Origin of the sequence: Streptomyces jeddahensis (genome assembly GCF_001642995.1) — a bacterium.
Taxonomy (GTDB): Bacteria; Actinomycetota; Actinomycetes; order Streptomycetales; family Streptomycetaceae; genus Streptomyces; species Streptomyces jeddahensis.
Window position 1 is genome coordinate 87,564 of sequence record NZ_LOHS01000027.1, and the last position, 12,498, is coordinate 100,061.

At 71.2% G+C, this 12,498-nt stretch carries 11 protein-coding genes; 4 read left to right on the forward strand and 7 right to left on the reverse strand.

The window, feature by feature from the left end; all coding sequences use genetic code 11:
- Together tal and tkt are read right to left on the reverse strand one after the other, a co-directional pair.
- The gene (tal, locus tag STSP_RS02875; protein ID WP_067271502.1) at nt 1-1,119 is read right to left on the reverse strand and encodes a transaldolase; all 1,119 of its coding nucleotides are present in this window, start codon (nt 1,117-1,119) and stop codon (nt 1-3) included.
- Nucleotides 1,120-1,154: 35 nt separating this feature from the next.
- The gene (gene tkt / locus STSP_RS02880; protein ID WP_067271510.1) at nt 1,155-3,257 is read right to left on the reverse strand and encodes a transketolase; all 2,103 of its coding nucleotides are present in this window, start codon (nt 3,255-3,257) and stop codon (nt 1,155-1,157) included.
- A gap of 330 nt (nt 3,258-3,587) precedes the next feature.
- On the opposite strand from tkt, the gene STSP_RS02885 reads away from it, so the two are divergent.
- From STSP_RS02885 to STSP_RS02895, 3 genes are all read left to right on the forward strand, one after another.
- The gene (locus tag STSP_RS02885) at nt 3,588-4,550 is read left to right on the forward strand and encodes a heme o synthase (protein WP_107441174.1); all 963 of its coding nucleotides are present in this window, start codon (nt 3,588-3,590) and stop codon (nt 4,548-4,550) included.
- 99 nt (nt 4,551-4,649) lie between these two features.
- Complete coding sequence (locus STSP_RS02890; protein WP_067271513.1) at nt 4,650-5,021, forward strand: hypothetical protein; 372 nt, start codon at nt 4,650-4,652, stop codon at nt 5,019-5,021.
- Nucleotides 5,022-5,176: 155 nt separating this feature from the next.
- On the forward strand, nt 5,177-6,283 hold the full coding sequence (locus tag STSP_RS02895; protein ID WP_067271516.1) for an amidohydrolase family protein: 1,107 nt from the start codon (nt 5,177-5,179) through the stop codon (nt 6,281-6,283).
- 72 nt (nt 6,284-6,355) lie between these two features.
- On the opposite strand, the gene STSP_RS02900 is transcribed toward STSP_RS02895, so the two are convergent.
- From STSP_RS02900 to STSP_RS02920, 5 genes are all read right to left on the reverse strand, one after another.
- The gene (locus tag STSP_RS02900) at nt 6,356-7,369 is read right to left on the reverse strand and encodes a COX15/CtaA family protein (protein ID WP_078066845.1); all 1,014 of its coding nucleotides are present in this window, start codon (nt 7,367-7,369) and stop codon (nt 6,356-6,358) included.
- A gap of 123 nt (nt 7,370-7,492) precedes the next feature.
- Nucleotides 7,493-8,677, reverse strand: a complete 1,185-nt coding sequence (locus STSP_RS02905) for an FAD-dependent oxidoreductase (protein ID WP_067271521.1) — start codon at nt 8,675-8,677, stop codon at nt 7,493-7,495.
- A 106-nt stretch (nt 8,678-8,783) separates the two neighbouring features.
- Nucleotides 8,784-9,509 carry a maleylpyruvate isomerase family mycothiol-dependent enzyme gene (locus STSP_RS02910; protein WP_067271524.1) on the reverse strand — a complete coding sequence of 242 codons (726 nt, stop codon included), beginning with the start codon at nt 9,507-9,509 and terminating at the stop codon, nt 8,784-8,786.
- Nucleotides 9,502-10,338 (reverse strand): fumarylacetoacetate hydrolase family protein, encoded by an 837-nt coding sequence (locus tag STSP_RS02915; protein WP_067271526.1) that lies wholly within the window; start codon nt 10,336-10,338, stop codon nt 9,502-9,504. Before STSP_RS02915 ends, STSP_RS02910 begins: the two co-directional genes overlap by 8 nt.
- Nucleotides 10,338-11,441: a cupin domain-containing protein gene (locus tag STSP_RS02920; RefSeq protein ID WP_067271528.1), complete on the reverse strand. Its 1,104-nt coding sequence runs from the start codon at nt 11,439-11,441 to the stop codon at nt 10,338-10,340. The genes STSP_RS02915 and STSP_RS02920 overlap by 1 nt, the downstream gene beginning before the upstream one ends.
- A 118-nt stretch (nt 11,442-11,559) precedes the next feature.
- Here STSP_RS02920 and STSP_RS02925 point away from each other — a divergent pair, with 118 nt between their 5' ends.
- A complete protein-coding gene (locus STSP_RS02925) occupies nt 11,560-12,402 on the forward strand; it encodes an IclR family transcriptional regulator (RefSeq protein WP_232789503.1) in 843 nt (280 codons plus the stop codon).
- Nucleotides 12,403-12,498: the final 96 nt, after the last annotated feature.

Genomic DNA, 12,498 nt, shown 5'->3' on the forward strand with positions numbered 1-12,498 from the left:
TCAGCCCTCCGAGGGGGCGAGGCGCTGAAGCTCCGCCTCGGTCGACTTGAGCAGGTCGTTCCAGGACGACTCGAACTTCTCGACGCCCTCGTCCTCGAGGACCTGCACCACGTCGTCGTAGGAGATGCCGAGCCGCTCGACGGCGTCGAGGTCGGCGCGGGCCTGCTCGTAGGTGCCGGCGATGGTGTTGCCGGTGATCTGCCCATGGTCGGCGACCGCCTCGAGCGTGGCCTCCGGCATGGTGTTGACCGTGCCCGGGGCGACCAGGTCGTCGACGTACAGGGTGTCCTTGTACGCCGGGTCCTTCACGCCGGTGGAGGCCCACAGCGGGCGCTGCTTGTTGGCGCCGGCCTTGTCCAGCGCCGCCCAGCGGTCCGAGGAGAAGACCTCCTCGTACGCCTGGAAGGCCAGGCGGGCGTTGGCGAGCGCCGCCTTGCCGCGGGCCTCCTTGGCCTCCGGGGAGCCCAGGGCGTCCAGGCGCTTGTCGATCTCGGTGTCCACGCGGGACACGAAGAACGACGCGACCGAGCGGATCTTGGAGAGGTCGAGGCCCGCGGCCTTGGCCTTCTCCAGGCCCGCCAGGTAGGCGTCCATGACCTCGCGGTAGCGCTCCAGCGAGAAGATCAGCGTGACGTTGACGCTGATGCCCAGGCCGATCACCTCGGTGATGGCCGGGAGGCCCGCCCTGGTGGCCGGGATCTTGATCAGGGTGTTCGGGCGGTCCACCAGCCACGCGAGCTGCTTGGCCTCGGCGATGGTCGCCGCGGTGTTGTGCGCCAGGCGCGGGTCCACCTCGATCGAGACCCGGCCATCCTGGCCGCCGGTCTCCTCGAAGACCGGACGCAGGACGTCGGCGGCGTCCCGCACATCCGCGGTCGTGATCATGCGGATGGCCTCTTCGACGGTGACCTTGCGGGCGGCGAGGTCCGCGAGCTGCTGCTCGTAGCCGTCACCCGACGAGATCGCCTTCTGGAAGATCGACGGGTTGGTCGTCACGCCCACGACGTGCTGCTGGTCGATGAGCTCCGAAAGGTTCCCGGACGTGATCCGCTTGCGGGACAGGTCGTCCAGCCAGATCGCGACGCCTTCGTCGGAGAGGCGCTTGAGTGCGTCTGTCATGGAAAATGCATCTCCTACTTGGTCGTATGTAAGCGTCAGCGCTGGGCGGCGTCGATGGATTCCCGCGCGGCGGCCGCCACGTTCTCGGGAGTGAAGCCGAACTCGCGGAAGAGGACCTTGCCGTCGGCCGACGCGCCGAAGTGCTCCAGCGAAACGATGCGTCCGGCGTCCCCGACGTACTTGTGCCAGGTCAGGCCGATGCCGGCCTCCACGGCGACGCGGGCCTTCAGCGAAGGCGGCAGGACGCTGTCCCGGTACCCCTGGTCCTGCTGCTCGAACCACTCCACGCACGGCATCGACACCACACGGGTCGGGACGCCGGCGGCCTGCAGCTGCTCGCGGGCCTCGACGGCCACGTGCACCTCGGAGCCGGTGGCGATCAGCACGACCTGCGCCGCAGCGCTCTGCCCGTCGGGCCCTTCCGCGTCGAACAGCACGTAACCGCCGCGCGCCGCATCCTCGTTGGGCTCGTATGCCGGCACGCCCTGACGGGTCAGCGCCAGTCCGTGCGGGGCGCCCTTGCCGAACTCCTTCGTCCAGCGGCGCAGGATCTCGCGCCACGCGATGGCGGTCTCGTTGGCGTCGGCGGGACGGACGACGTTCAGGCCCGGGATGGCGCGCAGCGAGGCCAGGTGCTCGACCGGCTGGTGCGTCGGGCCGTCCTCACCGAGGCCGATGGAGTCGTGCGTCCACACGTACGTCACCGGCAGGTGCATCAGCGCGGACAGGCGGACGGCATTGCGCATGTAATCGGAGAACACCAGGAAGGTGCCGCCGTAGATACGGGTGTTGCCGTGCAGCGCGATGCCGTTCATCTCCGCGGCCATGGAGTGCTCGCGGATGCCGAAGTGGATGGTGCGGCCGTACGGATCGGCCTCCGGCAGCGGGTTGTCCGCGGGAAGGAACGAGGAGTTCTTGTCGATGGTGGTGTTGTTGGAGCCGGCGAGGTCGGCCGAGCCGCCCCACAGCTCCGGGATCACCCCGCCGAGTGCCTGCAGCACCTTGCCGGACGCGGCACGGGTGGCGACGGCCTTGCCCTCCTCGAAGACCGGGAGCTTCTCCTCCCAGCCGTCGGGCAGCTCGCCCGCGGCGATGCGGTCGAACTCCGCGGCCCGCGCCGGGTTGGCGCTGCGCCACTCCTGGAACGACTTCTCCCACTTCGCCCGGGCCTCGCGGCCGCGGTCGAGCGCCTGGCGGGTGTGGGCCAGGACCTCGTCGGTGACCTCGAAGGACTTCTCCGGGTCGAAGCCGAGGACGCGCTTGGTGGCGGCGACCTCGTCGTCGCCCAGCGCCGAGCCGTGCGCGGCCTCGGTGTTCTGAGCGTTCGGGGCGGGCCAGGCGATGATCGAGCGCATCGCGATGAAGGACGGCCTGTCCGTCACCTTCTTCGCGGCCTCGATGGCGTTGTAGATGGCGTGCGGGTCGAGGTCGCCGTCCGGCTTCGGGGCGATGCGCTGCACGTGCCAGCCGTACGCCTCGTAGCGCTTGACGGTGTCCTCGGAGACGGCGGTCTCGGTGTCGCCCTCGATCGAGATGTGGTTGTCGTCCCACAGCAGGATCAGGTTGCCGAGCTTCTGGTGCCCGGCCATCGAGGACGCCTCCGCGGCGATGCCCTCCTGAAGGCAGCCGTCACCGGCGATGCAGTAGATGAAGTGGTCGAACGGCGAGGTGCCGGGGGCCGCGTCGGGGTCGAACAGGCCGCGTTCGTAGCGGGCGGCCATCGCCATGCCCACCGCGTTGGCGACACCCTGGCCGAGCGGTCCTGTCGTCGTCTCGACGCCCTTGGTGTGGCCGTACTCGGGGTGGCCGGGGGTCTTGGAGCCCCAGGTGCGGAACGCCTTCAGATCGTCCAGCTCCAGGCCGAAGCCTCCGAGGTACAGCTGGGTGTAGAGGGTCAGGGACGAGTGACCCGCGGACAGCACGAACCGGTCACGGCCCGTCCAGTCGGTGTCCGCCGGGTCGTGCCGCATCACCTTCTGAAAGAGGGTGTACGCGGCGGGGGCCAGGCTCATCGCCGTACCGGGATGGCCGTTGCCGACCTTCTGTACGGCGTCGGCGGCCAGGATGCGGGCGGTGTCGACGGCCCGCTGATCCAACTCGGTCCACTCGAGGTCTGTAGTGGTCGGCTCGGTACTCACCCTGGGTCAGGGCTCCTCTCCACATGTCGAATGCCGGCGTTCTCTGGGCACGCCGGACGGTGTCGAGACTACCGCTGTGAGTAGGCCCTTTTTATCGGGCCTTTCCAGACTGCCGGGCCTCGACGGTATACGCATCGCCAGGGCCGTTTTCCCAATTCAGCAGGTGAATACGGAGCCGCTCATTTGAATGCTCATTCGAGAACATCCGTGCACGTTGCAGCACCCGTGACCAACACGGCCGACCCCCCGCGAAGGCCTGAGACGGGCAACGTCTAAAGTGGCGTGGTACGCGCGAGCCTTTACCCGGCCTTCATGCCGGGGCTCGCTGGGATGTCTCTGTCAGGGGTGTGCGTGACGGCCGTTGAATCCCGTCCTGCGGGAGTAACCGGGACGAGCCCGACTCACCGGCCGTTCGGGGCCCGTGTCAAGGGGTTCGTGGCGCTGACCAAGCCACGGATCATCGAGCTTCTGCTCATCACCACGGTCCCGGTGATGTTCCTCGCCGAGCAGGGTGTGCCGGACCTGTGGCTGGTGCTCGCGACCTGCATCGGCGGCTATCTGTCCGCGGGCGGCGCCAACGCGCTGAACATGTACATCGACCGCGACATCGACGCGCTCATGGACCGCACCGCGCAGCGGCCGCTGGTCACCGGCATGGTCTCCCCGCGCGAGGGCCTCGTCTTCGGCATCACCCTCGCCGTCGTGTCCACGCTCTGGTTCGGCCTGCTCGTCAACTGGCTGTCCGCGTGGCTGTCGCTGGGCGCCCTGCTGTTCTACGTCGTCGTCTACACGATGATCCTGAAGCGGCGTACGGCGCAGAACATCGTGTGGGGCGGCATCGCCGGCTGCATGCCGGTCCTCATCGGCTGGTCGTCGGTCACGAACTCCCTGTCGTACGCCGCCGTCATCCTCTTCCTCGTCATCTTCTTCTGGACGCCGCCGCACTACTGGCCGCTGTCGATGAAGGTGAAGGAGGACTACGCGCGCGTGGGCGTGCCGATGCTTCCGGTCATCGCCTCGAACAAGGTGGTCGCCCGGCAGATCGTCCTCTACAGCTGGGTGATGGTCGGCGCATCGCTGCTGCTGCAGCCGCTCGGCTACACCGGCTGGTTCTACACGGTGGTGGCCCTGGTGACGGGCGGCTGGTGGCTGTGGGAGGCCCACGCGCTGCAGGCGCGCGCCCAGGCCGAGGTCACGGGCGCCAAGCTCAAGGAGATGCGCCTGTTCCACTGGTCCATCACCTATGTGTCGCTGCTGTTCGTGGCGGTCGCGGTGGATCCCTTCCTGAGGTAGCAGGGTCCTCGAAGCTGTTCGTCTGGCGGGCGGGGTGCGTGGTCAAGGCCACGCGCCCCGCCCGTCGCCAGTTGATCTACCCGTGGGTAGCATCGGGCCATGGCAGAGACCCAGCAGGTTGACGAGAGCAGCGAGACCGCCGGCGGCGACCGCAAGAAGGCCGCCCGGGCCGAGCGCAGGACGGCGAAGCTCGCCAAGGAGATCGGCGCCTTCGCCAAGGCGCACGGCGGCGCCGAGGGGCAGATCGCCTACGTCGGGCAGAGGGGCGCCCGTATCGTCCTCGTCGGCGAGGACGGCGGCTGGGGCGACCTCATGGCCCCCACGTACGAGATCGCGGAGCGGGCCGTCGAGAAGTCCGGAATCAGCCGCCACGAGGCCTTCGACGGCGAGTTCGCGGCGAAGGTGAAGACCGGGCCGTACGAGTGGAAGCGCATGGCGGGCATCCAGATCGGCGGCGCGAGCAAGGGCTGACGCGCAGGTCCCGGGGGCGTCCCGGTGTCACGGCGGCGGCCCCGCCGTGATCCTTGACCGCCCGCAGGCCCAAGTCGTCGAGCCGAGGGCAACACCTGACGGCCGGTTCACCCGTTAGGACCGTGTAGGCGCGGTCTATTTCTGGGGGGATCCGGATGATCGAAACGCCGTCGCTGGTGGACCAGTACTGCCATGGCGTGCTGCGTACGGAGCTGGGCCTCGGCACCTTCGAGGCCCAGCTGGGCCGGGGCGAGGGGCCGCCCGCCGCCGGGACCACCTTCTTCGACACCCAGACGGGGTTCGCCGTACGCCGCTGGTGTCCGCCGCTGCTCGGCCTGGAACCGCACTGCGATCCGGCCCGCTATCTCGCGCGGCGGCGCGAGCTGGGCGTGCTCGAGGCGGGGCGCAGGCTGCTGCGGGGCAGCGGCATCACGACGTACCTCGTCGACACGGGGCTGCCGGGCGATCTGAGCGGCCCGCCCGAGATGGCCGCGGCCGGGAACGCCGAGGCGCACGAGATCATTCGTCTGGAGCTGCTCGCCGAGCAGGTCGCGGACACCTCCGGCAGCGTGGCCTCTTTCCTCGCCAATCTCGCCGAGTCGGTGCACGCGGCCGCCGCGCACGCCGTCGCCTTCACCTCGGTCGCGGGCGTACGCGACGGCCTGGCGCTCGCGCCCGAACCGCCCGGCCCGGGAGAGGTGCGGGGCGCCGCCGGCCGCTGGCTCGCCGGCCGCCGGGCGGGCGGCACCCTCACCGACCAAGTACTGCTGCGGCACCTGCTGTGGATAGCCGTCGCCTCGGGCCGTCCGCTGCAGCTGCACGCCGGGCTCGCCGAGCCGGGCCTGCGCGTCGACCGCAGCGACCCGGCCCTGCTGACCGACTTCGTACGGGCCACGGCCGGGCTCGGCAACGACCTGGTGCTGCTGCACGGCTACCCGTACCACCGGCACACGGCCCACCTCGCCGCGGTCTTCCCGCACGTCTACGCCGACCTGGGCGCGGCGCTCGTCCGCACCGGGGCGCGGGCCGCGACCGTCCTCGCCGAGATCCTGGAACTCGCGCCCTTCGGCAAGCTCCTGTTCTCCAGCGGCGCACATGCCCTGCCCGAACTCCATGTGGTGGGAGCACGCCTCTTCCGGGAGGCGCTGAGCAGGGTGCTCGGCGGGTGGGTCGCGGACGGAGCGTGGTCCCTGGCGGATGCGCAGCGCGTGGCGGGGCTCATCGCGGCGGGCAATGCGCGGAGGGTGTACGGGGTGGGGTGAGTTCCGTCGGCCCGGTGATCGAGGACGTGGCCACAACAGCGCAGGGCGGTCGGGGTCAGTCCGGCGGCCTTGTCAGGAGGCGGGCGACCCCACCGCCTGCCGCGGCGCCGGGGCCACCGCCGCCGGCTCCTCGACAGGCCGCTCCCGCAGCGACAGCAGGACACGCAGGACCGCGATCCACGTGACCGCCGAGCCCAGCATGTGCAGCGCCACGAGGACCTCGGGGAGGTCCGTGAAGTACTGGACGTAGCCGATCAGGCCCTGGGCCAGCAGGATCAGGAACAGGTCGCGGGTGCGGGCCAACGGTCCCCGGGGGGCGTCGACCGCCTTGAGGACGAACCACAGGGCGAAGGTGAGGGTCACCACGATCCAGGCCAGCACGGCATGCAGCTTGGTGACGGCCTCCCAGTCGACCGGCATGCGCGGCACGTCGCTCGAGTCGCCCGCGTGCGGGCCCGCGCCGGTGACCACCGTGCCGACCATGATCAGCAGTACGGAGGCGGCGACCAGGATCCACACCATCTGCCGGACCGGCTTGCCCACCAGAGGACGGGGCGCGGCGTCTCCCTCGCGGGTGCGCTGCCACATCACCGTGGCGACCGCGATCAGCGCGGAGGAGAGCAGGAAGTGCGCCGCGACCGTGTACGGGTTGAGGCCCACCAGGACGACGATGCCGCCGAGGATCGCATTGCCCATGACCAGCCAGAACTGCGCCCAGCCGAGCCGCGTGAGACTCCGCCGCCACGGCTTCTGCGAGCGTGCGGCGATGATCGCCCAGCCCACCGCGGCACACAGGACGTACGTCAGCATGCGGTTGCCGAACTCGATGGCGCCGTGCATGCCCATTTCGCTGGTCGCGGTGAGCGAGTCGTCGGTGCACTTGGGCCAGGTCGGGCAGCCGAGGCCCGAACCGGTCAGCCGGACGGCACCGCCGGTGACCACGATGACGACCATCATGATGACGGTGGACAGGGCCGCGCGCTGAACGGTCCGGGGCCCCGGAGTCCAGCGGTCGGCGATGAAGGCCAGCGGGTTGCGCAGGGCCTGGGCGGCGTCGGCTCGGGTCACTTTTGGCACGCGCACCATGCTAGAGCGGAGCTTGTGCATGAATTCACGCGGGTCCAACGCGGGTGGGCATGTCGGGACAGACCGCCTGCGGGCAGCACGAAGCGGGGCCCGGCGCACACCGGACCCCGCCCCGCGCGGAATTCACGCTGCTCGACGGCCCCACAGCCACTCTGCGTAGCTGAGATCGTCCTCGGCGCGATTGCGGAACACCTCGTCACGCAGCAGCGCGGCGACGCCCTCGACGTGCCACATCTCACCCCAGACACGGGCGGTGGACTGCACGCGGGCGGTGCGCGGCGCGCGCTCGGCGGCGTACTCCTCCAGGGCGGACGGCCAGGCGACCGTGCCGTCGGAGGCGGTGTGCCGGGTGGCGGCGGAGGCCAGCGTGGCCGCGTCCTCCAGGGCCTGGCAGGCGCCCTGCGCCAGGTACTGGAGCATGGGGTGGGCGGAGTCGCCGAGCAGGGCGATCCGGTCCTTCGTCCAGCAGGAGATCGGCTCGCGGTCGGCCATCGGCCACCAGCGCTGCCGGCCCAGGCCCGGCAGCGCGCGGCGCACCGGCTCGCACGCGGCCGTGAAGACCTGCTCCATCTCCTCCGGGCCGCCCCACTTCTCCTCGCCGCGGTCGAAGCCGGGGCTGCGGAAGACGGCGACCTGGTTGTAGAGGGCGCCGGAGCGCAGCGGGTACTGCACGAGGTGCAGCTTCGGGCCCATCCACACCAGTACGTCGCGCAGGTTCTCGCCGCCCTGGACGTCCTCGATCGGGATCGTGCCGCGGTACGCGACGTAGCCGGACTGGATCGGCTCGTCGTCGCTGAAGAGGGCGCGGGTGCGCGAGTGCAGACCGTCGGCGGCGACGACCGCGGCGCCTGCGTACTCCGTACCGTCGGCCGTGCGGACCGTGACCGAAGCCGGATGCTGGTCGATGTCCTCGACGCGCTGTCCGGTCAGCAGCTCCACGCCGGCCTCGCCGGCGGCCCGGACCAGGATGTCGAGCAGGTCGCTGCGGTGGACGACGACGTACGGTCCGCCGAAGTGCTCCTCGTACGCGGCGTCCAGGCGGACCCGCGTCAGCTCCTTGCCGTCGACCGCGTTGTGGAAGACCAGGTGCTCGGGCAGCACGCCCGCCTCGATGACCTGGTCGAGTACGCCGAGGTCCCGCAGGACGCGGGTCGCGTTCGGCGCCATCTGCAGGCCCGCTCCGACCTCCGTGAAGGCGGGTGCCTGCTCGAGCACGGTCACCTCGTGGCCCGCGCGACGCGCGGCGAGGGCCGTCGCCACGCCGCCGATGCCGCCGCCGATGACGATGAGCCTGTCTTGGCTGCTCATTGCTTGCTCCTTCTGCAAGATCATGCGAGGGCCCGTCCGCGAGCGTGACGCTCGCCGGCTCTTGGGGGGTGCGGGCCCTCGCTCTTCGGCTCGTTCGCGCGCTCGTTCAGAGCCAGCGGGGCAGTACCGCCTGAGCGGAGCCGCGTGCCGCGCGGGCGCCCGCCGTGTCGCGGCCCAGCAGCCAGGCGCACAGCCCGGCCGCGGGCGCGGTCACGACCTCCGGCTCCGTGCCGTCCGGGCCGAGCCGGTACTCGGCGCCGTCCCGGTCGGTCGGCCGCAGCAGCACCGCCGGGCAGTCGTCCTTGGCGCCGACCGTCGCCGACACCTCGGCGAGCAGCGCGTCGACCAGGTCGGCCGGGAACGCGTCGGTGTCGTCGCCCGCGCCCAGGTCCACCAGGTGCACCCAGATCTCGCGCGTGCGCATCCACGGCACCTCGCTCGCGGGGATGGTGCGGCCCAGCGCGCTGCGGACGATGGACTCCCAGGACTCGGCGGGCAGCGCGTCGATGGTGGCGAGCAGCCGGGCGTCGGCGTCCCGGAAGTCTATGAGGACCACCGAGGCCGGGCGGCGGGCGCCCTGCTCGATGTCGTCCAGACGCGACTCGGGGTTCGGGTACATCGGCGTCTCGACGCCGGTACGGGCCCAGGTGAGCAGGTTGACCAGGGCGTCCGCGTTGCGCGCGAGATGCGTCAGGACGTGGGCCCGGGACCAGCCGGGCAGCAGCGACGGCCCTGCGGCCGCCGCGTCGCCCAGCTCGTCCAGGCGCTTGTGGAAGAGCGCCGAGCCCTCCTGCACCCAGCCGAGCGTGCGCGCGAAACCGCGCTCAGCCATTGATCTTCTCCGCGCGGCACACATTGCGCAGCTCGCCGATGCCGGACACCGAGGTGGTCAGGGTCTGGCCGTCGGCGAGGTACCGCTGCGGCTTGCGGGCGTGGCCCACACCGCCCGGCGTACCGGTGGCGATCACGTCGCCCGGCTTGAGGGTGAGGATCGTCGAGATATACGAGACGAGGGTCGCCGCGTCGAAGACCAGGTCGGAGGTGTCGGCCTGCTGCACGGTCTCGCCGTCGACCGCGCCGGTGAGCGTGAGGCCCGAGGCGGGCTCGGCCTCGTCGGGCGTGACCAGGACCGGGCCGAAGGGCGTGGTGGCCTCGAAGGTCTTGCCCTGCAGCCACATCGGGGAGCGGTACTGCCAGTCGCGGGCGGTCACGTCGTTGAGGACCGAGTAGCCCGCGATCGCGGCGGCCGCGGTCTCCTTGTCGGCGTGGCGGACCGTGGCGCCGATGACGACGGCGAGCTCGGCCTCCCAGTCGATCGCGTCGGACGCGGCAGGCAGCACGACCTCGTCGTACGGGCCGATGAGCGCCTCGGGGTACTTGGCGAACAGCGTCGGGTACTGCGGCAGCTCGCGGCCCATCTCGAGGATGTGATTCCGGTAGTTGAGGCCGACGCAGATGATCTTGCCCGGGTTGGGGACGACCGGCGCGTAGTCGAGCGAGTCGACGGCGTGCGTGGCGCCGGAGGCCGCGGCGGCGGTCTGCTTCCAGTTCGGGTCGGCGAGCAGGGCGCCCAGGTCGGCGTGGCCGGTCTCGACGGCGGCGTCCCCGTCGATGCGTACGGCGGCGGTGGTTCCGGCGGTGCGGATGGTGGCGAGCTTCATCAGTGGGTGGTCCTTTCGGCGACCGAGGCGGGCAGGGTGTGGAAGTGGAGGCGCTCCATGACGGGGGCGTCGCTGAAGCGGAAGAGGTCGAGCTGCTCGCCCGCACCGGCCTCGATGGACACCTCGGCCCAGGACGGGACGGTGACCAGGTCGCCGTGCGTGACGTCGAACCGCTCGCCGTTCACGACGAACGCGCCCTCGCCCTCGAAGACCTGCCACACCGAGGAGGAGACCTCGCGGGACGCGGGGACGGTCGCCCCGGCGCGCAGCCGGTGCATCTCCGTACGGATGGTGGGCAGCGCGTCGGCGCCGGTGGTCGGGTTGGAGAAGCGGATCGCCGCGTGGCCCGGGTGCGCGGTGACGCCCTGGTGGCCCTCGGCCTCCAGCTCCAGCTGGCCGGTCAGCGCGGCGTCGGTGTGCTCCCAGCGGTAGGCGGCGAGCGGCGACTTGGGGATGTCGGCGAGTCCGGAGAGGGGGCGCAGACCCGGGTGGCCCCAGATCCGCTCGGCCTTGGAGCGCTCGGGCGTCGAGCGGTCCTCCAGCGTGTTCGGGCCGAACTCGAAGAACTCGGTGTTCAGCGCGGAGGACAGCGGGATGTCCAGGCCGTCGAGCCACGCCATGGGCTGGTCGGTGGTGTTGTGGTGGCCGTGCCAGGCCCAGCCCGGCGTCAGGAGCAGGTCGCCGCGGCGCATCGCGACCGGGTCGCCGTCGACGATCGTCCACACGCCCTCGCCCTCCAGGACGAAGCGGAACGCGTTCTGCGCGTGGCGGTGGACCGGTGCGACCTCGTTCGGGCCGAGGTACTGGATCGCCGCCCACAGGGTGGGGGTCGCGTGCGGAAGGCCGTGCAGCCCCGGGTTGGAGAGGGAGATCGCACGGCGCTCGCCGCCCCGGCCGACCGGCACCAGCTCGCCCGCCTTGACGGCGGTGGCGTACAGCTCGGCCCAGCGCCAGCGGTGGGGGACCGCGGCCGGCTTGGGGTGCAGCGGCATCAGGTCCTCGCGCTCGGTCCACAGCGGGATCAGCCCGAGCGCGTCGAACTCCTTGTAGAGCTCGGTGAGTCTGGGGTCCTGCGGCTCGGCGGCCGCTTCCTGTCCGGACATGAGGAGCACGTTCCTTTCCCCTACGGGCGCCGCCGATGGCGGACGGCGCTGTCTCGCATGGCGATGACCATAGGGCGAGTTTTCTTCTGCGGAACACGCGGCGGTCTAGAATTCCTCTGTGAGGAACTCTCGGACATCAGCCGACACGACGAACGGCACAAAAGCGGACACAGTCGCAGAGGCGGCAACCGGAGCCGACACCGCCGCGCCCACCCCTTCCGGTGCAGGCCACACCCCCGGCCTGGAATCCGTCGAGAACGCCCTGACGCTGCTGCTCCTGCTTCGCAAGGACGGCCGCCTCCGGCTCAGCGACGCCGCCGACCACCTCGGCGTCGCTCGCTCCACCGCCCACCGGCTGCTCGCCACGCTGCGCGGCCGCGGCTTCGCGGTGCAGGGCGCCGACAAGGCGTACCGGCCGGGGCCCGCGCTCTACCGCCTCGGCATGTCGCAGCGCTCGGACTACGAACTCGTCGAAACCGCGCGGCCACACATGCTGTGGCTCAACAGCAAACTGGGCGAAACCGTGCACCTCGTGGTGCGCTCCGGGGCCGAGGCGCGTTTCCTGCACAGCATCGAAGGCACGCACGCTCTGCGCGTCGGCAGCCGCGCGGGCGCCGTCCTGCCCGCGCATCTCGCCTCGGGCGGCAAGGTGCTGCTGGCCGATCTGAGCGTGGCCGAACTCGCCGAGATCTACGGGGCGAGGGGCGACCACGGCGAGGAGACGGACCCCGAGACGCTGCACCGCCGCCTCTCCGCGGTGCGCCGCCGCGGCTACGCCATCAACATCGGCGACACCGAGCGCGGGGTCTCCGCCGTCGGTGCCGCCGTCCGCGAGCCCGGCGGGCGCGCCGTCGCCGCGCTCACCGTGTCGGCGCCGTCGCTGCGCTTCACCCGTGCGCACCTGGACGAGGCGGCGGCGGTGCTGCTGGAGGCGGTACGGCGGATGGAGGCTGCCCTGTGACGTCTGGTGACGGGGGCGTCTGGTAACGGGCGGCGTGGCGTGCGGGGTGTAGTTCCGCTCTGCGGAACCTATTGACGCAACTGGTTGCTCTCTGCG

Excerpts from the sequence above, each read along its gene's own strand:
- STSP_RS02890 (WP_067271513.1), top strand. The coding sequence starts at position 4,650 with ATGGCAGAGACCCAGCAGGTTGACGAGAGCAGCGAGACCGCCGGCGGC.
- STSP_RS02915 (WP_067271526.1), bottom strand. The coding sequence starts at position 10,338 with ATGAAGCTCGCCACCATCCGCACCGCCGGAACCACCGCCGCCGTACGC.
- STSP_RS02900 (WP_078066845.1), bottom strand. The coding sequence starts at position 7,369 with ATGGTGCGCGTGCCAAAAGTGACCCGAGCCGACGCCGCCCAGGCCCTG.
- tal (WP_067271502.1), bottom strand. The coding sequence starts at position 1,119 with ATGACAGACGCACTCAAGCGCCTCTCCGACGAAGGCGTCGCGATCTGG.
- STSP_RS02885 (WP_107441174.1), top strand. The coding sequence starts at position 3,588 with ATGTCTCTGTCAGGGGTGTGCGTGACGGCCGTTGAATCCCGTCCTGCG.
- STSP_RS02920 (WP_067271528.1), bottom strand. The coding sequence starts at position 11,441 with ATGTCCGGACAGGAAGCGGCCGCCGAGCCGCAGGACCCCAGACTCACC.
- STSP_RS02905 (WP_067271521.1), bottom strand. The coding sequence starts at position 8,677 with ATGAGCAGCCAAGACAGGCTCATCGTCATCGGCGGCGGCATCGGCGGC.
- STSP_RS02895 (WP_067271516.1), top strand. The coding sequence starts at position 5,177 with ATGATCGAAACGCCGTCGCTGGTGGACCAGTACTGCCATGGCGTGCTG.
- STSP_RS02910 (WP_067271524.1), bottom strand. The coding sequence starts at position 9,509 with ATGGCTGAGCGCGGTTTCGCGCGCACGCTCGGCTGGGTGCAGGAGGGC.